We start from the raw sequence: 21,805 nt of genomic DNA on the forward strand, positions 1-21,805 counted from the left end.
GGACCACGGTCAACCGGATGCGGGACCTGCACCCCGTGGCGGATACCATCGGAGAGCCGGGTGGGGCAGTGCGTCCCACGGGCCACTGTCCACCTCCCCCGCTCAAGAAGGAGGCCGCTCGCGTGAGTGTGCTCGACGAGATCATCGACGGGGTCCGTGCCGACCTGGCCGAGCGGCAGGCGCACACCTCCCTCGACGAGCTCAAGGAGCGGGCCCGTAAGGCGCGCCCCGCGATGGACGGTGTCGCGGCACTCAAGGGCGAGAGCGTCACGGTCATCTGCGAGGTCAAGCGCTCCAGCCCCTCCAAGGGCGCGCTGGCCGCGATCGCCGACCCGGCCGGCCTGGCCGCGGACTACGAGGCCGGCGGCGCCGCGGTGATCTCCGTGCTGACCGAACAGCGCAAGTTCGGCGGTTCGCTGGCCGACCTGGAGGCCGTCCGGGCCCGGGTCGACATCCCCGTGCTGCGCAAGGACTTCATCGTCACCGCCTACCAGCTGTGGGAGGCCCGCGCCTACGGTGCCGACCTCGCCCTGCTGATCGTCTCCGCGCTGGAGCAGGAGGCGCTGGTCTCGCTGATCGAGCGGGCCGAGTCGATCGGGCTGACGCCGCTGGTCGAGGTGCACGACGAGGAAGAGGTCGCCCGCGCGGTGGACGCCGGCGCCCGGATCATCGGCGTCAACGCCCGCAACCTCAAGACGCTGGAGGTCGACCGCGGCAACTTCGCCCGGGTCGCCCCCGAGATCCCGGACCACATCGTCAAGATCGCCGAGTCCGGTGTCCGCGGACCGCACGACCTGATCGCCTACGCCAACGACGGCGCGGACGCGGTCCTGGTCGGCGAGTCGCTGGTCACCGGCAAGGACCCCAAGACCGCGGTGGCCGACCTGGTCGCCGCCGGTTCCCACCCGGCGATCCGCCACGGACGGGCCTGACGCCCCCGGACACCCCAGATGACCGCCACCGTCCGCCGCATCCGCCGCCCCGGCCCGGGCCACTCCGGGCCGGCGGGGCTGCTGGCCGCTGCCGCTGGCGACGCCCGGCACGCGGGGCTGGGCCCCGGTTGCCGCCCGCGCGGCTGCCGTGCGCCCGCCCGCCGGGTCCGCGGACGACGGGTGCGCTACCACATCGGCTCGGAGCCGGGACAGATCAACGGGCGCCGATGGCGCAGCGCTGCCGCAGACCGGCCGGGGACCGACGTCCCCGGCGACGGTGTGCGCGGCAGCCGTCTTCCGTAGCGTGATGTCCGAAATCCGATAGTGCGGGGCGTGTGCCCCGATCGAGGAGTGCGTTTCATGTCCTCCGATTTCTTCCTTCCCGACCCCGACGGGCAGGTGCCCAGCCCCGAGGGCTATTTCGGCGCCTTCGGCGGCAAGTTCATCCCCGAGGCCCTCGTCGCCGCCGTCGACGAGGTCGCCGCCGAGTACGAGAAGGCCAAGGCCGACCCGGCGTTCGCGGCCGAGCTCAACGACCTGATGGTCAACTACACCGGGCGCCCCAGTGCGCTCACCGAGGTGCCGCGGTTCGCCGAACACGCCGGCGGCGCCCGGGTGTTCCTCAAGCGCGAGGACCTCAACCACACCGGCTCGCACAAGATCAACAACGTGCTGGGCCAGGCGCTGCTCACCAAGCGCATGGGCAAGACCCGGGTCATCGCCGAGACCGGCGCCGGCCAGCACGGCGTCGCCACCGCCACCGCCTGCGCCCTCTTCGGCCTCGACTGCACCATCTACATGGGCGAGGTCGACACCCAGCGGCAGGCCCTCAACGTCGCCCGGATGCGGATGCTCGGCGCCGAGGTCATCGCCGTGAAGTCCGGCAGTCGCACCCTCAAGGACGCCATCAACGAGGCGTTCCGCGACTGGGTCGCCAACGTCGACCGCACCCACTACCTCTTCGGCACGGTCGCCGGCCCGCACCCCTTCCCGGCCCTGGTCCGCGACTTCCACCGCGTCATCGGCGTCGAGGCCCGCCGGCAGATCCTGGAGCGCGCCGGCCGCCTGCCGGACGCCGCGCTCGCCTGTGTCGGCGGCGGCTCCAACGCCATCGGCCTGTTCCACGCCTTCCTGCCCGACACCGGGGTCCGGCTGATCGGCTGCGAGCCGGGCGGCCACGGCGTCGAGACCGGCGAGCACGCCGCCACCCTCACCGAGGGCACCCCCGGCATCCTGCACGGCTCGCGCAGCTACGTCCTCCAGGACGAGGACGGCCAGATCACCGAGCCGTACTCCATCTCGGCCGGCCTCGACTACCCCGGCATCGGCCCCGAGCACGCCTACCTCAAGGACGTCGGCCGCGCCGAGTACCGCGCGGTCACCGACGACGCCGCGATGCAGGCACTGCGGCTGCTGTCGCAGACCGAGGGCATCATCCCGGCCATCGAGAGCGCCCACGCGCTGGCCGGCGCCCTGGAGGTCGGCCGCGAGCTGGGCCCCGACGGCCTGCTGCTGGTCAACCTCTCCGGCCGCGGCGACAAGGACATGGACACCGCGGCGCGGTACTTCGGGCTGTACGACGAAAAGGGCGGGGCCGACGTCAACGGCGCGGTCCAGCCGACGGGCGAGGGGGAGAAGTGATGGCGGGCAACATCGAACTGCTCAATTCCGTACTGGCCCAGGCCAAGGCGGAGAACCGCGCCGCCCTCGTCGGCTACCTCCCGGCCGGTTTCCCGACCGTCGACGGCGGCATCCGCGCGATGACCGAGATGCTGGACGGCGGCTGCGACATCGTCGAGGTCGGCCTGCCGCACAGCGACCCGGTCCTGGACGGCCCGGTCATCCAGACCGCCGACGACATCGCGCTGCGCGGCGGGTTGAAGATCGTCGACGTCATCCGCACGGTCCGCGAGGTGCAGGCCGCCACCGGGGCACCGGTGCTGTGCATGACGTACTGGAACCCCGTCGACGCCTACGGCGTCGAGCGGTTCGCCGCCGACCTGGCCGAGGCCGGCGGCGCCGGCTGCATCCTGCCGGACCTCCCCGTCGAGGAGTCCGAGGTGTGGCGCAAGGCCGCCGAGCAGCACGGGCTGGCCACCGTCTTCGTGGTCGCGCCGAGCAGCCGGGACGAGCGGCTCGCCAAGATCACCGCGGCCGGCAGCGGCTTCGTCTACGCCGCCTCGCTGATGGGGGTCACCGGCACCCGCGAATCCGTCGGCCTGGAGGCCCAGGAACTGGTGGGCCGCACCCGCGCGACCACCGAGCTGCCGGTCTGCGTCGGGCTGGGCGTCTCCAACGCCACCCAGGCCGCCGAGGTGGCCCAGTTCGCGGACGGGGTGATCGTCGGCTCGGCGTTCGTCAAGCGGCTGCTGGAGGCCGACGGCGACGAACAGGCCGGTCTCGCCGGGGTGCGCGCCCTGGCGGGTGAGCTGGCCGAGGGCGTGCGCAAGCGCTTCTGAGGCCGCCGGCCGGAGGGACGGCCGCCGGCCGGGGACGGCGGGCGGCCGGGCGGACGTCCACGGCGGCACGGAACGCCGTCCCTCGATAGGGCGAACATCGGTGCGGAGGGGTGCGTCGGCACCCCTCCGCTTCGTTTGTCAGGGGCGTGAACCAGAAGAACCAAGAGGGTAAGAGAAGCGCCCGCGAGCGGCTGCAGGCCCAGCGGGAGAAGGAGCAGGCCCGCGCCCGGCGCGGCCGGCAGGCGATCGTCGCCGGAGCGGTGCTGGTGGTGCTGGCGATCGCCGGCGGCATCACCGCCTGGGTGATGTCGTCGGGCAGCGGCGGCAGCAGCTCCGACAACGAGACGGCCCTGCCCAAGCAGGCCAGCGGAGGCGACAGACCGGCCGTCCCGGTGGGCGCACCGAACGCCCCCTCCACCCTCACGGTGTGGGAGGACTTCCGCTGCCCCGCCTGCCAGCAGTTCGAGACCGGTTTCCGCCCGGTGATCCATGAACTCCAGGACCAGGGCCGGCTGAAGAGCGAGTACCACCTCGTGACGATCATCGACGGCAATGCCGGCGGCAAGGGCTCCCTCAACGCTGCCAACGCCGCGCTGTGCGCCCAGGACGCCGGCCGGTTCCGCGACTTCCACGACGTCCTCTACGCGAACCAGCCGCCCGAGCAGGAGGACAAGTTCGCCGACAAGAAGTACCTCCTCCAGCTGGCCGGCAAGGTCAAGGGCCTGACCACCCCCGCCTTCACCGCATGCGTCAACGACGGCAAGTACGACGCCTTCGTCCGCAGGTCCAACGAAGCCTTCACCACGTCGGGATACCGCGGCACCCCGACCGTCCTGCTCAACGGCAAGGACCTGTCCAAGGTCAAGGGCGGCCGGGTGACCCCGGCGGACCTGAAGAAGATGGTGCTGGACGCCGACAAGGGCAAGCAGCCGGGCACCGGCGCCCCGTCCGCCCCCGCCTCGCCGGGCCATGGCGCCTCGTCGGGCCACGGCGCGTCCCGGGGCCACAGTGCCTCGCCCGTCGCAAGTGCCTCGCCCGGCAAGGGCGCCGGCGGCGCACCCGGCACCGGCGCGCACGCCAGCCGCGGGGTCGCGGCCCCGCCCTCCTCCTAGCCACACAGCGTCACGACGCACCGACGGGGTCGTTACGCAGCCGTAGCCGGGCGGGTTGTCGCCGACCCGGCCCGGCGCGGTAGCGTCGTCCCTGCCATGGAACTCGCATTCATTCCCAGCCCGTCGGTCGGCGTCGTACACCTCGGCCCGATCCCGCTGCGCGGCTACGCGTTCTGCATCATCATCGGCGTCTTCGTGGGCGTCTGGCTCGGCAACAAGCGCTGGGTCCAGCGCGGCGGCCGCTCCGGCACGGTCGCGGACATCGCCGTGTGGGCCGTGCCCTTCGGGCTGGTCGGCGGCCGCCTCTACCACGTCATCACGACGTACGAGCCGTACTTCGGCAAGGACGGGCACCCGCTCAACGCCTTCAAGGTGTGGGAGGGCGGTCTGGGCATCTGGGGTGCGGTGGCGCTCGGCGCCGTCGGTGCCTGGATCGGCTGCCGCCGCCGTGGCATCCCGCTGCCGGCCTACGCCGACGCGCTGGCGCCCGGCCTGGCGCTGGGCCAGGCGATCGGCCGCTGGGGCAACTGGTTCAACCAGGAGCTCTACGGCAGGCCCACCGACCTCCCCTGGGCGCTGAAGATCAGCTCCGACCCGGCCATCGGACGCGTCGGCGGCACGTACCACCCGACCTTCCTCTACGAGTGCCTGTGGTGCATCGGCGTCGCGGCGCTGGTGATCTGGGCCGACAAGCGCTTCCGGCTCGGCCACGGACGGGCCTTCGCGCTGTACGTCGCCGCCTACTGCGCGGGCCGCGCCTGGATCGAGTACATGCGGGTCGACGAGGCGCACCACATCCTGGGCCTGCGGCTGAACGTCTGGACCGCGCTGATCGTCTTCGTCCTGGCCGTCGTCTACTTCGTGGTGTCCGCCAAGAAGGCGCCCGGCCGCGAAGAGGTCGTCGAGCCCGGTGCGCTGGAGGAGCGCGCGGCCGCGGAGGCCGCCGCGGCCGGCAAGAGCGGCGAGGAGGGCGAGTCCACCGACGGCGCCTCCTCGGAAGCCGAGGACGGGGCTAAGGACAAGGTCTCGGTCGAGAAGCCCGCCGCGAAGACGGAAGAGGCGACGACGGCCGCGCAGGCGGAAAAGTCCGCGCAGGCGGGGAAGGCCGGGGAGACGCCGGCCGGGAAGCCGGAGACTGCGGCCGCGGACGCACCGGCTGCTGACGAGCCGGTCGCCGACGAGCCGGCCGCCGAGGCCGCGGACAGCAAGAAGTCCTGAGCACCTGACGTTTTTCGAGGCCTGAGGCGGCCCGGGACCCCGTGTCCCGGGCCGCCTCACTGTCTGCGTTGTCCGCGCGCGGCCAGCGCCAGCACCCGCCGGGCGCCGGCGACCACCGCCGCGTCCACGAACCGCCCGTCCGCCAGCGCCTGGGCCCCGCCCTCCGCGGCGGCCGCCCGGACGATCTCCGCCGCCGCCTCGATCTCCTCCGGCGAGGGGAGGTGGGCCGCTTCGATGACCGGCAGCTGGCGCGGATGGATCGCCGCCCGGCCCAGGAACCCCATCGCCCGGCCCTGGGCGCAGGACCGGGCCAGTCCCTCCAGGTCGTGCACGTCCGGGTAGACCGACTGCGGCGGCGGCGCCAGCCCGGCCGCCCGGGCGGCGACCACGGCCCGGCTGCGGGGCCAGGCCAGCCCCGCCTCGTCCCGTACCCCCAGCTCCGCCGCCAGGTCCGCCTCGCCGAGCGCGATCCCGCGCAGCGCCGGGTGGGCGGTGGCGATGACGAAGGCGTGCTCGATGCCGAGGGCGGATTCCAGCAGGGCGTAGAGCGCGGGGGTGGCGGGCAGTGCGCGGGTGGCCCGGCCGGCCGCGGGGGTGAGGGTGGCGGTGGCCGTGCCGGGGCCGGGCCGGACGGTGCGGGGGCCGCGGGCGGTGCGTCCGGCCGCGAGCCGGCCGGTGAGGGCGGGCGCGGCCAGCGGGGTGGCGACCGGTTCCGCGAACCGTTCGCCGGCCGGCCCGCCGAGCGGCCCGGCGGCCGTCGTGGCCCAGCCCGCGGCCCGGCGGATGTCGGCCGGCCCCTGCACCTTGGGCAGCCGCAGCCCGGCCAGCCCCGGCAGCGCGGCGAGGGTGCGGATCTCGTGCTCGGCGAGCGGACCGTCCAGCGCGTTGACGCGGACGTGCACCGGCGCCGGGCCCGGCGCCGGGTCGCTCAGCAGCTCGGCGGTGGCCCGCAGCGCGTACTCCTTGCGGTCCGGGGCGACCGCGTCCTCCAGGTCGAGCACCACCACGTCGGCCCCGCAGCCGAGCGCCTTGGCGACCGTCCCGGGCCGGTCACCGGGCACATAGAGCCAGGTCAGCGGCGTCGCGGCGGGGGCCTCCTGGGGCGTCGGCAAGGGCTTGGTCACAGCGCGCCCGCCTCCCGGAGTCCGCTGATCTCCGCTTCGTCCAGGCCGAGGGCGGCCAGTACCCCGTCGGTGTCCGCGCCGTGCGGGCGGCCGGCCCACCGGATGGCGCCCGGGGTTTCGGACAGCCGGAAGAGGACGTTCTGCATCCGCAGGGGGCCGAGCTCGTCGTCCGGGACCTCGGTGATCGAGCCCAGCGCCGCGTACTGCGGGTCCGCCAGCACGTCCCGCACGTCGTAGACGGGCGCGATCGCCGCCTCGGCCAGTTCGAAGGCGGACAGCACCTCGTCCCGGTCGTGCCGGGCGATCCAGTCGCCGACCGCCGCGTCCAGCTCGTCGGCGTGCCGGGCCCGGCCGGCGCCGGTCGCGAACCACGGTTCGTCGATCACCTCCGGCCGGCCGACCAGCCGCATCACCCGTTCCGCGACCGACTCGGCGGACGTGGAGACCGCGACCCAGGAGCCGTCGGCGGTGCGGTAGGTGTTGCGCGGGGCGACGTTGGCGGACCGGTTGCCGGTCCGCGGCTGGACGTGGCCGAGCTGGTCGTACCAGAGCGGGTGCGGGCCGAGCACGGTCAGCAGCGGTTCGATCAGCGCCAGGTCGATGACCTGGCCGCGGCCGGTGGCCGCCCGCCCGTGCAGCGCGGCCATCACGGCGTACGCCGCGGTGAGTGCCGCGATGCCGTCGGCGAGGCCGAACGGCGGCAGGGTCGGCGGTCCGTCCGGCTCCCCGGTGATCGCCGCGAACCCGCTCATCGCCTCGGCGAGGGTGCCGAACCCGGGGCGCCGGGCGTACGGGCCGAACTGCCCGAAGCCGGTGACCCGGGCCAGCACCAGCCGCGGGTTGACCGCGGACAGCTCCGCCCAGCCCAGCCCCCATTTCTCCAGGGTCCCGGGCCGGAAGTTCTCGATGACGACGTCCGCCCCGGCGGCCAGCCGCAGCAGCACCTCCCGGCCGCCCGGATGGGAGAGGTCGAGCGTCATGGCCTTCTTGTTGCGGCCCAGCAGCTTCCACCACAGCCCGACGCCGTCCTTGGCGGGCCCGTGGCCGCGCGCGGGGTCGGGCCGGTGCGGATGCTCGACCTTGATCACCTCGGCGCCGAAGTCGCCGAGCACGGTGGCGGCCAGCGGCCCGGCGAACAGCGTGGCGAGGTCGATCACCCGCAGCCCGTCGAGCGGGCCGGGGGAGGGGGCGGCGCCCGGGTGTGCGGGCCCACCGGCCGCGGGCCGGGACATCCCGGACAGGGACGGGTCGGTCATGGCGCGGTTGCCTCCGGTCGGTCGGGCGAGACGCGGTCAGGGGAGACCCGGTCGGGAAGGTGAACGAGCCGGTCCGGCGGGACGACGAGCGCGGCGGTGCGGTGGGCGAGGACGTCGAAGCCGATGCCGTCCAGCCCGCCGATGCCGGTGGCGAGCCGGTTGCGCAGCGGCGCGGTCCAGCGGCCGGGCAGCGCGTCCGGCGCGCCGGCGAGCAGCCCGGTCAGCGAACCGGCGGTCGCCCCGTTGGAGTCGGTGTCCCAGCCGCCGGACACCACCCGGCAGACCGAACCGGCGAAGTCGCCGTCGGCGTGGGTCAGCGCGGCGGCCAGCAGCGCGGCGTTCGGCACCGCGTGCACCCAGTGGTAGTGGCCGTAGGTGGTGTGCAACTGGTCGACGACGGCGGCGAATCCGGCCGGTGTCCGGTCCGGCGCCTCGCAGGCCAGGGCGATGCCGCGGCGGACCGCCCGGGCCAGCCGGGACCGCGGCGGGACCACCGAGAGCCCGGCCCGCAGCGCACCGTGCACATCGGTGCTGCCCGTCCCGGCCGCGGCCAGCGCGGCGGCCGTGAACATCGCCGCGTGGACGCCGCCCGCGGTGTGGCTGAACGTGGCGTCCCGCCAGGCCAGCGCCGCGGCGGCGGCCGGGTCGCCGGGCCGGGTCCAGCCGAAGACGTCCGCCCGGATCTGCGCGCCGATCCACTCCCGGAACGGGTTGCGGTGACGCGCGGTGTGCGGCGGCTCGATGCCGTCCAGCAGGTTGCGGTAGGCGATCCGCTCGGCGGTGAAGGTCCGCCCGGCCGGCAGCTCGTCCAGCCACAGCCGCGCCACATCGGCGGTGGTGAAGTCCGGCCCGTGCCGTTCGAGGAGCAGCAGGTTCAGCAGCGGGTAGTTGAGGTCGTCGTCCTCGGGCATCCCGTCGAGGACCCCGGCGAGCGAGGTGGCGCGGCTGCGGTGGTTCCACGGGTACCGCGCGGCCACCGCCGGATCGAGCCCCTCCTCGGTGAAGTACGAGGTCAGCGGCCAGTTCCCGGTCGCGCGGGCGAGCGCACGGATCCCCTCCAGCGGCAGCTTCTCGACGGGCTTGCCGAGCAGGCAGCCGGCCGCCCGCCCGAGCCAGGCGGCCTCCAGCCGGGCGGCGGCCGGCCCCTCGGCGACCCTGCCGGAACGCGCCAACGGCCATGACGGACAAGCGGCCTGAATGGCCGTCAGTTCTGTCGGCTCGTCATCGGCCAACGGGCTGGGCAGCGCGGCGAGTTCGTCGAGCAGAGCGGTCGCGGGGGTGCGCAGTGCCGGGTCCGCGGGGCGGTCCGAGGCGCCTGCCCGGTCGGGTGCCGGCGCCCCGCCCGCCGACTGCCAGCGCCGTGCGATCCGGGCCACCGCGGCCGCGTCCCGGCCGTCCTCGGCCGCCTGCCGCAGCTCGTGCCCGAGCAGGTCCTCGGGCTGCACCCAGGTCAGCCTGAGCGGTGCGGCGGGGGAGGGGCGGGCGGTGGCCGGCGCCTTCGCGGTCACCGTACGCCCGCCTCCGTCATCGCCGGGATGGCCGAGATCGCGGTGAACGCCTGCTCGTGGGTGCGGGCGCGGGCCCGGTCGCGGGTGAAGATCTCGCGGGCGACGGTCGCCAGCGCCGCACCGGGGGCCTGCAGATCGAGGCGGCTGGCGCGGGCGACCTCGGCGCTCCACTCCTCCGGCACCGCCGAGGCACCGCGCAGCGCACCGGCCAGCGCGCCGCTCATCGTGGCGATCGAGTCGCAGTCCCGTCCGTAGTTGACCGAGCCCAGCACGGTGGACCGGAAGTCGCCGCCGCCGACCAGCAACATGCCCAGCGCGACGGGGAGTTCCTCGATCGCGTGCAGCCGGGAGGGGCGGCGGGCGCCGAGCGAGGGGTTGCGGTAGTCCGGGCCGACGGTGTCGAACGGGGCGACCGCCGCCCGCAGCGGGGCCGCCGCCGACTCGTGGTCGCGCAGCGTCGCGGCGGCCTCGCAGACCGCCTCGATCGCGGCGCGGGTGCCGTCCTTCGCCAGCCGCAGGGCCTGCACGACGACCGAGGACGGGGTGGCGTCGGGCGCGAACGCGGCGGCCACCGCCGCGGCGAACACCCCGGCCGCCTCCCGCCCGTAGGAGGACTGGTGCGCACCGGCGATGTCCAGCGCCTCGGCGTAGGCCCGGTCCGGATTACCGGCGTTGACCACGCCGACCGGCGCCATGTACATCGCCGCACCGCAGTTGACGATGTTTCCGACGCCGGCCTCGCGCGGATCGGCGTGCCCGTAGTGCAGCCGGGCCACGATCCACTTCTCGGCGAGGAAGATCCGCTGCAGCGGCAGCGCCTCGGCCTCCAGCTCCGGGATCCAGCGGGGGGTGCCGATCAGGTCCGGGACGAGGTGGTCGGCGACGTCGTAGGCGTCGAGGTGGTCGCGTACCGACTCGTAGACCCGGACCAGCGCATGGGTCATCAGGGTGTCGTCGGTGACGTGGCCGTCGCCCTTGTGGTACGGCGCGAGGGGGCGGGCGGTGCGCCAGTCGTCGTGGAACGGGCCGACGATGCCGGTGACCCGGCCGCCGTAGCGTTTGACGATCTCCTCCGGGGTCCGGCCCTCGACCGGACCACCGAGCGCGTCCCCGACCGCGGCGCCCACCAGGCAGCCGATCGCCCGGTCCTCCAGGGAGGGGGTGTCGGGCCGGACCGGCGGGGCGACCGGGGCGGCCGCGACAGGGGCGACGGGCGCGACCGGGGCGGCCGCGACAGGGGTGACGGGCAGGACCTGGGTGGCTCCGACGCCGAGGACCTCGGGTGCGCCCGGCGCCTCGGGTGCGGTGTCGCTGGTGTACGTCATGTGCGGACGAGTCCTTCCACGAGGGGGGTGGGGGAGAAGGCCCCAGCGGCCTTCGGGGCGGCTCCGGGCGGGGCCGCGGGGCCGGCGTCGGCGGGGCCTTCCGGGGCGGTCAGCTCCGCCCGGGCCAGCGCGCCGGCCAGTTCGACGAGGTCGGTGCCGGCCAGCCGGGGCAGTGCGCAGCCGGACAGCACCCGGCAGGCGTCGCGCCAGGTGCGGGGCAGCGCGGGGGCGCCGCCGAGCGCACCGGTCAGCGCCCCGGCGAGGGCGGGCGCGGAGTCGGCGACCCGGGAGAGGCAGGCGGCGGCCGGCACCGCCTCGGCGACCTGCCCGTCGGTCGCGAGCGCCAGCGCCAGGGCCACGGGGACGGTCTCGGCGGCGGCGATGCCGTAGCTGTAGACGTGGTCGACGATCTCGTGCTCCAGGACCGGCACCAGGGCGAACGCGGTGCCGGGGCGGCCGGGCCGGTCGGCGGCGTGGGTCCGGGCGAGGCGGACCGCGTGCAGGGCGTTGCGGCGGATCTCGGTGCCGTCGGGCAGCTGGGCCAGCGCGGTGTCCACCGCGCCGGACGCCGGGGCGCCACCGAGTGCGGCGGCCACCGCGGCGGCCATCGCCCGGGCCCCGTGCACCCCGTCGCCGTCCTGGGTGTAGCGCGCGTCGTACTCGGCCAGGTCCGCCGCCGCGGCCGGGTCGCCCGGGTGCACCACGGCCAGGACAGCGGCCCGGACGCACGCCGCGTCGTCGAAGAAGTGCGGGTTGTCGTGGCCGGTGGCCGGCGGCCGCAGCCCGGCGGCGAGGTTGCCGAGCCCGGCGCGCACCGAGATCCGGGCGCGCAGCGGCAGGACGGCGGACTCCACCTCGGGCGCCCGGTCGGCGGCCGCGGCGACCTCGCTCGCCAGGGCGTTCCAGGCGAGGTCGAGAGCGGCCCGCATCCGGCGGTCCCGGCCCAGGTCGCTGAGCAGCGCCCCGGCCGCGGTCAGCACGGACCCGGCGGTGAAGGCCGCCCACTCGGCGTCGTCGGACGGGCCCAGCCGCAGCGGCTCGGGCGGCTGGTTCAGGGCGATCGGCACCGGCAGCGTGGTGGTGGCGTTCTGTTCGGCGAAGGTGTCCAGCTCGCGGGTGAGCCGCCGGGTCCACTCCGGCATCCGCGCCGCCCGGTGCCGGGCCGCGGGCCATCCGGCGGCGTCCCCCGCGGCCAGCCCGAGCAGCAGCCCCTCGATCCGGCTGCGCGCGGCCGCGACGGGGCCGCCGGCGCCCGCCACGTTGTCCGCCCGGCCGCTCATCCCGTGCCCACCCCGGCCGCGGCCCGGTCCGCGGGAACGGGCTCCGCCGCAGGGCTCCGGCCCGCCCCGCTCCCGTCCGCCCGGCTCTCGTCCGCCCGGCTCTCCTCCGTCCGGCCGCCGTCCGCCCCGCCCGGTGCGAGCAGCTCGGCGATGTCCAGGACGTGGTAGCCCGCCATCGACGGCAGGCAGCTGCCGCGTGCCGGGCCGATGGCCCGGGCCCACTCCTCGGGGATCGCGCCGGCCCCGCCCAGTGCTCCGGCCAGCGCCCCGGCGACCGCGGCCGTGGTGTCGGCGTCCCGGCCCATGTTGACCGCGGTCAGCACCGAGCCCCGGAAGTCGCCACGGGCCGCCGCGAACGCCCCGAAGGCCAGCCCGACCGCCTCCGGCGCCAGGTCCGTCCAGGGATAGCCGCCGACCACGACGGCGGAGCGCACCGCGCGTTCCGTGCCGAGCCGGGTGATGCCCGGATCGTGGCCGCAGCGCTGGGCCGCGCCCACCGCCCGGCGCAGCGAGCGGGCGGTCCAGGAGTCCTCCGGGACGACGGACAGCGCGGCGGCGACCACCACGTCGGTGAGCGGGGTCCCCCCGGGACCGGAGCCCGAAGGTTCCTGGGGGAGGGCGACCATCGCGGCGGCCACCCCGGCAGCCACCGCCCGGCCCCCGTAGATCCCCTCGCCGTCATGGCTGACCGTGCCGTCGATGGCGACCAGCCGGGCGGCCTCGGCGGGCCGGCCGGCCGCGAACACCCCGAACGGCGCGGCGCGCATCGCCAGCCCGTCGCTCCAGGCGTGCCGGTGCTGCGCGGAGATCGGGGCGGCCAGCCCGCGACGCAGGTTCTCCAGGGTGCCGCGCTCGCTGAACCCGGCGCCGCGGAACGGCCCCTCGTCCCGGTCGGCGATCCACTGGTGCCAGGCCGCCTCGACGTCCGCGACGGTCAGCGCCGAGCCGTGCGCGGCCAGCAGCAGCCCGGAGAAGATCGCGTACTCGGTGTCGTCGGTGCCGGCCGGGTCGTCCTCGACGTAGCCCTCGATCCGGCCCCAGCGGCGGCGGATCTGCGAGGGCTTCATGTTCTCCGCGGGGGCGCCCAGCGCATCCCCCACGGCGAGCCCGAGCAGCGCCCCGCGGGCCCGGTCACGTACGCCGTCGCCGGCCGGGCCCGGGGCGCCCCGCTCCGGGGACGGGGGGTCCGCTGCGCTCATGGTGCTATGCGTGCCACGTGGCGCCCCCGCTCTCCTGCGCCGGGCCGCGAGGTCACCCGGTCGACGCCCCGGCGGGACGCCCGTACGGCGCCGGAAACGGGCCCGCAAGCGGCCCGATCACCGCCCGTGACCGGCCTCCCATCACCGACTTTTCGAAGAAACCGCAGGTCAGCGCGGTAAGTTCGGCCTTCCTTGCTAGCGGCGGAGGGTGATCCCCGCATAACTTCGAGGGGTTGCAGGGGGAAGTGCCGCCATCGGCCCACACCTCGCGGAAGGGAGCAGGTCCCGATATGTCCGTCATGGAGATCATGGATGCCGCGGCGCCGACGCACGTGGCGCACCGCGACAACCACACCCACCGCGACGTCAACGGCGGCTGGCTGCGCCCCGCCGTCTTCGGCGCGATGGACGGTCTGGTCTCGAACCTCGCCTTGATGACCGGTGTCGCGGGCGGCGCGCTGTCCCAGCAGACGATCATCATCACCGGCCTCGCCGGGCTGGCCGCCGGTGCCTTCTCGATGGCCGCGGGGGAGTACACCTCGGTCGCCTCGCAGCGCGAGCTGGTGCAGGCCGAGCTGGACATCGAGCGGGCCGAGCTGCGCAAGCACCCCAAGGACGAGCAGGACGAGCTCGCGGCCCTCTACGAGTCCCGCGGGGTCGAGCCGGAGCTCGCCCGCAAGGTCGCCGAACAGCTTTCCCGCGACCCCGAGCAGGCGCTGGAGATCCACGCCCGCGAGGAATTGGGAATAGACCCGTCCGACCTTCCTTCCCCCGCCGTGGCCGCCATTTCTTCCTTTGGATCCTTTGCGCTGGGCGCGCTTCTGCCTGTTCTTCCTTACCTGTTGGGCGCTTCCGCGATCTGGCCCGCGGTGCTGCTCGCGCTGGTCGGACTCTTCGCCTGCGGTGCCGTCGTGGCGCGGGTGACGGCCCGCTCGTGGTGGTTCAGCGGACTGCGCCAACTCGCCCTCGGCGGCGCCGCCGCGGGTGTGACGTACCTCCTGGGAGCACTGTTCGGAACCGTCGTAGGGTGACGTGTCATGCGGGTGACTGCATAATTAACCTGTTACCCCGCGGTTTCGGTTTGTTGACGACCGGGCATAAGGCCCTGGCGTCGCGGGCAATGTCGCTCGCCGAACGCCGCCCCGTGGGACGGCTCTTTTCCGTCCGCGTTCACAACCCACCGCGCCTGCGGTGTCCGCATGTTGGAAGCCTCTTTTCGGTTCTCGGGAAGCGGGCCATCCTGTAACCTGCACGAAATTTCGCGGAGGGCCAACGTCGTCCCTCGGCAATGCCTATGCCACGACGACGTTGGGAGAGCCGATGCGTTTCGCGTCCACGCACTCCGCGACCACCAGCAGCGCCCACGCCGCCTGGTCGCCCATGGACGGGCGCCCCGCCCAGCAGGGGATGTACGACCCGCGCAACGAGCACGACGCCTGCGGCGTCGGCTTCGTGGCCACCCTCACCGGCGAGGCCAGCCACGCACTGGTCGAACAGGCGCTCACCGTCCTGACGAACCTGGAGCACCGCGGTGCCACCGGCTCCGAGCCCGACTCGGGCGACGGCGCCGGCATCCTGCTCCAGGTCCCGGACGCGTTCCTGCGCGAGAACGTCACCTTCGAGCTCCCCGAGGCCGGCGCCTACGCCGTCGGCATCGCCTTCCTGCCGTCCGACGCCCAGGCCGCCGCCGACGCCGTCTCCCGCATCGAGACGATCGCCGGCGAAGAGGGCCTGGACGTCATCGGCTGGCGCGTCGTCCCGGTCGCCCCGCAGCTGCTCGGGAACGGCGCCCGCGCCACCATGCCGGCCTTCTCCCAGCTCTTCGTCGCCGACGGGCAGAACACCGGTCTGGCCCTGGACCGCAAGGCCTTCGCACTGCGCAAGCGCGCCGAGCGCGAGGCCGGGGTCTACTTCCCCTCGCTGTCCGCCCGCACGATCGTGTACAAGGGCATGCTGACCACCGGCCAGCTGGAGCCCTTCTTCCCGGACCTGTCCGACCGCCGCTTCGCCACCGCGATCGCCCTGGTCCACTCCCGCTTCTCCACCAACACCTTCCCGAGCTGGCCGCTCGCCCACCCGTACCGCTTCGTCGCGCACAACGGCGAGATCAACACCGTCAAGGGCAACCGCAACTGGATGCGCGCCCGCGAGTCCCAGCTCGCCTCGGAGCTCTTCGGCGAGTCGGAGCTGGAGCGGATCTTCCCGGTCTGCACCCCGGACGCCTCCGACTCCGCCTCCTTCGACGAGGTCCTGGAGCTGCTCCACCTCGGCGGCCGCTCGCTGCCGCACTCCGTGCTGATGATGGTCCCCGAGGCGTGGGAGAACTCCCCCTCCATGGACCCGGCCCGGCGCGCCTTCTACCAGTACCACTCCACGATGATGGAGCCCTGGGACGGCCCCGCCTGCGTCACCTTCACCGACGGCACCCAGGTCGGCGCGGTCCTCGACCGCAACGGCCTGCGCCCCGGCCGCTACTGGGTCACCGACGACGGCCTGGTCGTGCTCTCCTCCGAGGTCGGCGTCCTCGACATCGACCCCGGCAAGGTCGTCCGCAAGGGCCGCCTGCAGCCCGGCAAGATGTTCCTCGTCGACACCGCCGAGCACCGCATCATCGAGGACGACGAGATCAAGGCGCAGCTCGCCGCCGAGCAGCCCTACCAGGAGTGGCTGGACTCCGGTCTGATCGAGCTCGCCGACCTGCCCGAGCGCGAGCACATCGTGCACACCCACGCCTCGGTCACCCGCCGCCAGCAGACCTTCGGCTACACCGAGGAAGAGCTGCGGGTGCTGCTCGCCCCCATGGCCAAGGCCGGCGCCGAGCCGATCGGCTCGATGGGCACCGACTCGCCGATCGCCGCGCTCTCCGAGCGCCCCCGGCTGCTCTTCGACTACTTCACCCAGCTCTTCGCGCAGGTCACCAACCCGCCGCTGGACGCCATCCGCGAGGAACTGGTCACCTCGCTGATCTCCTCCCTCGGCCCCCAGGGCAACCTCCTCACGCCCACCGCGGCCTCCTGCCGCAGCGTGACCCTGCCCTTCCCGGTCATCGACAACGACGAGCTGGCCAAGCTCATCCACATCAACGCCGACGGCGACATGCCCGGCATGAAGGCCGTGACCCTCTCCGGCCTCTACCGCGTCTCCGGCGGCGGCGAAGCGCTGGCCGCCCGCATCGAGGAGATCCGCGCCGAGGCCGACGCCGCCATCGCCGACGGCGCCCGCCTGATCGTGCTCTCCGACCGGCACTCCGACGCCGAGCACGCGCCGATCCCCTCGCTGCTGCTGACCTCCGCGGTCCACCACCACCTCATCGCCACCAAGACCCGCACCCAGGTCGGGCTGCTCGTCGAGGCCGGCGACGTCCGCGAGGTGCACCACGTCGCCCTGCTCATCGGCTACGGCGCCGCCGCGGTCAACCCCTACCTGGCCATGGAATCCGTCGAGGACCTCGTCCGCGCCGGCACCTTCCTGCCGGACGTCGAGCCCGAGACGGCCATCAAGAACCTCATCAAGGCGCTCGGCAAGGGCGTGTTGAAGGTCATGTCCAAGATGGGCATCTCCACCGTCGCCTCCTACCGCGGCGCGCAGGTCTTCGAGGCCATCGGCCTGGACGAGGAGTTCGTCGCCCAGTACTTCCACGGCACCGCCACCAAGATCGGCGGCGCCGGCCTGGACGTCATCGCCAAGGAAGTCGCCGCACGGCACGCCAAGGCCTACCCGGCCTCCGGCATCGCCGCCACCCACCGCGCGCTGGAGATCGGCGGCGAGTACCAGTGGCGCCGCGAGGGCGAACCGCACCTCTTCGACCCGGACACCGTCTTCCGGCTGCAGCACGCCACCCGCAGCCGCCGCTACGACATCTTCAAGAAGTACACCGAGCGGGTGAACGAGCAGTCCGAGCGCCTGATGACGCTCCGCGGCCTGTTCGGGTTCAAGTCCGACCGCCCGTCCATCCCCCTGGACGAGGTCGAGTCCGCCTCCGAGATCGTCAAGCGCTTCTCCACCGGCGCCATGTCGTACGGCTCCATCTCCCAGGAGGCGCACGAGACCCTCGCCATCGCCATGAACCAGCTGGGCGGCAAGTCCAACACCGGTGAGGGCGGCGAGGACCCCGAGCGCCTCTACGACCCGGCGCGCCGCTCGGCCATCAAGCAGGTCGCCTCCGGCCGCTTCGGCGTGACCAGCGAATACCTCGTCAACTCCGACGACATCCAGATCAAGATGGCCCAGGGCGCCAAGCCCGGCGAGGGCGGCCAGCTGCCCGGCCACAAGGTCTACCCGTGGGTCGCCAAGACCCGGCACTCCACCCCCGGCGTCGGCCTGATCTCCCCGCCGCCGCACCACGACATCTACTCCATCGAGGACCTCGCCCAGCTGATCCACGACCTCAAGAACGCCAACCCGGCCGCGCGTATCCACGTGAAGCTGGTGTCGGAGGTCGGCGTCGGCACGGTCGCCGCGGGCGTCTCCAAGGCCCACGCGGACGTCGTCCTCATCTCCGGCCACGACGGCGGTACCGGCGCGTCCCCGCTGACCTCGCTCAAGCACGCGGGCGGCCCCTGGGAGCTCGGCCTCGCCGAGACCCAGCAGACCCTGCTGCTCAACGGCCTGCGCGACCGCATCGTCGTGCAGACCGACGGCCAGCTCAAGACCGGCCGCGACGTCGTCATCGCCGCCCTGCTCGGCGCCGAGGAGTTCGGTTTCGCGACCGCACCGCTGGTCGTCTCCGGCTGCGTCATGATGCGCGTCTGCCACCTGGACACCTGCCCGGTCGGCATCGCCACCCAGAACCCGACGCTGCGCGAGCGGTTCAACGGCAAGGCCGAATACGTCGTCAACTTCTTCCAGTTCATCGCCGAAGAGGTCCGCGAACTCCTGGCCGAGCTGGGCTTCCGCAGCCTCGACGAGGCCATCGGCCACGCCGAACTCCTCGACACCACCAGGGCCGTCAACCACTGGAAGGCGCAGGGCCTCGACCTCGCCCCGCTGCTGTACGTCCCCGAGCTGTCCGAGGGCGCGGTCCGCCACCAGGTCACCGTCCAGGACCACGGCCTGGAGAAGGCGCTCGACAACGAGCTGATCAAGCTCGCCGCCGACGCGCTGGCCGCGGACACCGCCGAGGCCGCCCAGCCGGTCCGCGCCCAGGTCGCGATCCGCAACATCAACCGGACCGTCGGCACCATGCTCGGCCACGAGGTGACCAAGAAGTTCGGTGGCGCCGGCCTGCCCGACGACACCATCGACATCACCTTCACCGGCTCGGCCGGCCAGTCCTTCGGCGCGTTCCTGCCGCGCGGCGTCACGCTGCGCCTGGAGGGCGACGCCAACGACTACGTCGGCAAGGGCCTCTCGGGCGGCCGGATCGTCGTCCGCCCGGACCGCGGTGCCGACCACCTCGCCGAGTACTCCACCATCGCCGGCAACACCCTCGCCTACGGCGCCACCGGCGGCGAGCTGTTCCTGCGCGGCCGGGTCGGCGAGCGGTTCTGCGTCCGCAACTCCGGTGCCACGGTGGTCTCCGAGGGCGTCGGCGACCACGGCTGCGAGTACATGACCGGCGGCAACGCGGTCGTCCTGGGCGAGACCGGCCGCAACTTCGCGGCGGGCATGTCCGGCGGCTTCGCCTACGTCATCGACCTGGACAGGAACAACGTCAACAAGGAACTCGTCGGCGCGGTGCACCCGCTGGACGAGAACGACAAGCAGTGGCTGCACGACGTGGTGCGCCGCCACCAGGAGGAGACCGGCTCCACCGTCGCCGAGAAGCTCCTCGCCGACTGGGATGCCGCGGCCGCGCGGTTCAGCAAGGTCATCCCGCCCACGTACCAGGCAGTGCTCGTCGCCAAGGAAGCCGCCGAGCTGGCCGGGCTCTCCGAGTCCGAGACCCACGAGAAGATGATGGAGGCGGCGACCAATGGCTGACCCCAAGGGCTTCCTGACCCACGAGCGCGAGACTGCCAAGACCCGCCCCGTCGAGGAGCGCGTCAAGGACTGGAACGAGGTCTACCAGCCCGGCTCCCTGCTGCCGATCATCAGCAAGCAGGCGTCGCGCTGCATGGACTGCGGCATCCCCTTCTGCCACAACGGCTGCCCGCTCGGCAACCTCATCCCCGAGTGGAACGACTACGCCTACCGCGGGGACTGGAGCGAGGCCAGCGAGCGGCTGCACGCGACCAACAACTTCCCGGAGTTCACCGGTCGTCTGTGCCCCGCCCCTTGTGAGGCCGCCTGTGTGCTGGGCATCAACCAGCAGCCGGTGACCATCAAGAACGTCGAGGTCTCCATCATCGACAAGGCGTGGGACAACGGCGATGTCACCCCGCAGCCGCCCGAGCGCCTCTCCGGCAAGACCGTCGCCGTCATCGGCTCCGGCCCGGCCGGTCTCGCCGCCGCCCAGCAGCTCACCCGGGCCGGCCACACCGTCGCGGTGTACGAGCGCGCGGACCGCATCGGCGGCCTGCTCCGCTACGGCATCCCCGAGTTCAAGATGGAGAAGCGCCACATCAACCGCCGCATCGAGCAGATGCGCGCGGAGGGCACCAAGTTCCGCACGGAGGTGGAGATCGGCCGCGACATCGACGCGAAGAAGCTGCGCAAGCGCTACGACGCCGTCGTCATCGCCGCCGGCGCCACCACCTCCCGCGACCTGCCGGTGCCCGGCCGTGACCTCAAGGGCATCCACTTCGCGATGGAGTACCTGCCGCTCGCCAACAAGGTGCAGGAGGGCGACCTGACCGTCGCCCCGATCACCGCCGAGGGCAAGCACGTGGTCGTCATCGGCGGCGGTGACACCGGCGCGGACTGCGTCGGCACCGCCCACCGCCAGGGCGCGGCCTCCGTCACCCAGCTGGAGATCATGCCGAGGCCGGGCGAGGAGCGGAACGCGAACCAGCCGTGGCCGACCTTCCCCATGCTCTACAAGGTCACCTCCGCACACGAGGAGGGCGGCGAGCGGGTCTACTCCGTCTCCACCACCCACTTCGAGGGCGACGAGGACGGCAACGTCCAGTGGCTGCACCTCGCCGAGGTGGAGTTCGTCGACGGCAAGCTGGAGCAGAAGCCGGGCACGGAGCGCAAGATCCCCGCCCAGCTGGTGACCCTCGCCATGGGCTTCACCGGCACCGACCAGCAGAACGGCCTGGTCGAGCAGTTCGGCCTGGAGCTCGACGCCCGCGGCAACGTCGCCCGCGACGCCGACTTCGCCACCAACGTGCCCGGCGTGTTCGTCGCCGGGGACGCCGGCCGCGGCCAGTCGTTGATCGTGTGGGCCATCGCCGAGGGCCGCTCCGCCGCCCGCGGTGTGGACCGCTTCCTGACCGGAGCCAGCGCCCTGCCGGCCCCCATCAGGCCGACGGACCGCGCACTGGCCGTCTGACCCGGTCGCGCACCTTGCGCGACCGTCCCTGAATGTCCCGTACAACGTCGTACGGAGGCACGGGAAGCGGGGCCTGCCCCGGATCCCGTCCGCGGCGCCTGTCTTTTCTCCCCGACCGGAGGGCAGGCGCCGCGGGTCTTTCCGGAACCCCCCTGGCCCACCGGAACTCCACGCGCCGGCGCCGGAATCCCCGCCCGCGGGATCCCCCATGAGCCCGCGCTGGAATCCCCCCGCCCGCGGGAATACCCACGCCCCCTTTGCCGTTGAGGGCCCACAGGGGGCGCTCGCAACCCTTAGGGGATCCGTTCGACCCACCCCTACGGGCCCCGGCCACCTCTCTACGGCCCCTCTCTAATGGCCCCACCCCCTCCCCTCTACGGACCCCGCCCCTGCCCTACGGGCCCCCGGCCCTACAAGCCCCCGCCCGCTGACAGCCCGCCGGCTCGGCCTGCGGTGTCAGTGGCTCGCCCTAAGGTGTCACCGATCTTGTAGGCGCCGCACCGGGAGGAGCACGACGATGGGTGCCAGTGGCTGGGAGTACGTCACGCCGTTCAAAAACACCGTCGAGGAGTCGTTGGAGGCCCTGCACGCGCAGGTCTTCCAGGAGCTCTACGGCGACGACGAGACGTACCGGGACCTCGAAGAACTGTGGCAGGACGAGGAGTTCATGGGCCAGGAGGGGACCCACTCGATCCTGGACATCGATCGCGTCGTCCACACCACCGCTGCCCCGTCGGCCCACAACGTCCGTGACTACGGAACGCTGCGCCCGCTGGCGCCCGACCGCATCACACACCACTTCGGCACCGACCGCCCCACGCCCGGCCGGTTCGAGGAGGTCCTCCTGCAGGCCCATGCGTCCCTCAGGATCCCGCCCGACCACGTGGAGACGCTCCTTGACGAGTGCCCCATGCGGTGGACCGGCATATACGTCGTTCTGTACACCGGCGATGAGCCCACCCACCTGGGAATCTTCGGATTCTCGGGCGACTGAGCCGCACCGGACGGGGAGGGCCG

16 protein-coding genes are annotated in these 21,805 nt (G+C 73.6%); 10 read left to right on the forward strand and 6 right to left on the reverse strand.

Annotation, left to right across the window (positions count from 1 at the left end):
• Positions 1–122: 122 nt before the first annotated feature.
• From trpC to lgt, 6 genes are all read left to right on the forward strand, one after another.
• Positions 123–932: an indole-3-glycerol phosphate synthase TrpC gene (trpC, locus tag IG62_RS0126645; RefSeq protein ID WP_030413643.1), complete on the forward strand. Its 810-nt coding sequence runs from the start codon at positions 123–125 to the stop codon at positions 930–932.
• A gap of 18 nt (positions 933–950) precedes the next feature.
• Positions 951–1,235: a tryptophan biosynthesis modulator TrpM gene (gene trpM, locus IG62_RS0126650; RefSeq protein ID WP_051798637.1), complete on the forward strand. Its 285-nt coding sequence runs from the start codon at positions 951–953 to the stop codon at positions 1,233–1,235.
• A 57-nt stretch (positions 1,236–1,292) separates the two neighbouring features.
• On the forward strand, positions 1,293–2,573 hold the full coding sequence (trpB, locus tag IG62_RS0126655; protein WP_030808351.1) for a tryptophan synthase subunit beta: 1,281 nt from the start codon (positions 1,293–1,295) through the stop codon (positions 2,571–2,573).
• Positions 2,573–3,391, forward strand: coding sequence for a tryptophan synthase subunit alpha (trpA, locus tag IG62_RS0126660; RefSeq protein ID WP_030808352.1), 819 nt, complete (start codon positions 2,573–2,575; stop codon positions 3,389–3,391). The genes trpB and trpA overlap by 1 nt, the downstream gene beginning before the upstream one ends.
• Positions 3,392–3,537: 146 nt before the next feature.
• Entirely contained in the window at positions 3,538–4,503 is a 966-nt protein-coding gene (locus IG62_RS0126665) for a DsbA family protein (RefSeq protein ID WP_078872255.1), read from the forward strand.
• A gap of 96 nt (positions 4,504–4,599) precedes the next feature.
• Positions 4,600–5,721 carry a prolipoprotein diacylglyceryl transferase gene (lgt, locus tag IG62_RS0126670; protein ID WP_030808359.1) on the forward strand — a complete coding sequence of 374 codons (1,122 nt, stop codon included), beginning with the start codon at positions 4,600–4,602 and terminating at the stop codon, positions 5,719–5,721.
• A gap of 56 nt (positions 5,722–5,777) precedes the next feature.
• On the opposite strand, the gene IG62_RS0126675 is transcribed toward lgt, so the two are convergent.
• Genes IG62_RS0126675 through IG62_RS0126700 form a run of 6 tightly spaced genes read right to left on the reverse strand, consistent with a single transcriptional unit; the run spans position 5,778 to position 13,413 of the window.
• The gene (locus IG62_RS0126675) at positions 5,778–6,797 is read right to left on the reverse strand and encodes an HpcH/HpaI aldolase/citrate lyase family protein (RefSeq protein ID WP_420711110.1); all 1,020 of its coding nucleotides are present in this window, start codon (positions 6,795–6,797) and stop codon (positions 5,778–5,780) included.
• 44 nt (positions 6,798–6,841) lie between these two features.
• Positions 6,842–8,101, reverse strand: coding sequence for a CoA transferase (locus IG62_RS0126680; protein ID WP_030808365.1), 1,260 nt, complete (start codon positions 8,099–8,101; stop codon positions 6,842–6,844).
• The gene (locus IG62_RS0126685) at positions 8,098–9,609 is read right to left on the reverse strand and encodes an ADP-ribosylglycohydrolase family protein (protein WP_078872256.1); all 1,512 of its coding nucleotides are present in this window, start codon (positions 9,607–9,609) and stop codon (positions 8,098–8,100) included. Before IG62_RS0126685 ends, IG62_RS0126680 begins: the two co-directional genes overlap by 4 nt.
• Positions 9,606–10,934, reverse strand: a complete 1,329-nt coding sequence (locus tag IG62_RS0126690) for an ADP-ribosylglycohydrolase family protein (RefSeq protein WP_030808373.1) — start codon at positions 10,932–10,934, stop codon at positions 9,606–9,608. Before IG62_RS0126690 ends, IG62_RS0126685 begins: the two co-directional genes overlap by 4 nt.
• Positions 10,931–12,214, reverse strand: a complete 1,284-nt coding sequence (locus tag IG62_RS0126695; RefSeq protein WP_030808376.1) for an ADP-ribosylglycohydrolase family protein — start codon at positions 12,212–12,214, stop codon at positions 10,931–10,933. Before IG62_RS0126695 ends, IG62_RS0126690 begins: the two co-directional genes overlap by 4 nt.
• Positions 12,211–13,413: an ADP-ribosylglycohydrolase family protein gene (locus IG62_RS0126700; RefSeq protein ID WP_078872257.1), complete on the reverse strand. Its 1,203-nt coding sequence runs from the start codon at positions 13,411–13,413 to the stop codon at positions 12,211–12,213. Before IG62_RS0126700 ends, IG62_RS0126695 begins: the two co-directional genes overlap by 4 nt.
• Positions 13,414–13,712: 299 nt before the next feature.
• Between IG62_RS0126700 and IG62_RS0126705 the strand changes: the two genes are divergently transcribed.
• From IG62_RS0126705 to IG62_RS0126720, 4 genes are all read left to right on the forward strand, one after another.
• Positions 13,713–14,444, forward strand: coding sequence for a VIT1/CCC1 transporter family protein (locus tag IG62_RS0126705; RefSeq protein WP_030808382.1), 732 nt, complete (start codon positions 13,713–13,715; stop codon positions 14,442–14,444).
• 289 nt (positions 14,445–14,733) lie between these two features.
• Positions 14,734–19,335, forward strand: a complete 4,602-nt coding sequence (gene gltB, locus IG62_RS0126710; protein ID WP_051798639.1) for a glutamate synthase large subunit — start codon at positions 14,734–14,736, stop codon at positions 19,333–19,335.
• Positions 19,328–20,788 carry a glutamate synthase subunit beta gene (locus IG62_RS0126715; protein WP_030808389.1) on the forward strand — a complete coding sequence of 487 codons (1,461 nt, stop codon included), beginning with the start codon at positions 19,328–19,330 and terminating at the stop codon, positions 20,786–20,788. The genes gltB and IG62_RS0126715 overlap by 8 nt, the downstream gene beginning before the upstream one ends.
• Positions 20,789–21,305: 517 nt before the next feature.
• Positions 21,306–21,782, forward strand: coding sequence for a hypothetical protein (locus tag IG62_RS0126720; protein WP_030808392.1), 477 nt, complete (start codon positions 21,306–21,308; stop codon positions 21,780–21,782).
• Positions 21,783–21,805 lie beyond the last annotated feature (23 nt).

Source organism: Streptomyces sp. NRRL S-337 (assembly GCF_000720175.1).
GTDB classification, from domain to species: Bacteria; Actinomycetota; Actinomycetes; order Streptomycetales; family Streptomycetaceae; genus Streptomyces; species Streptomyces siderophoricus.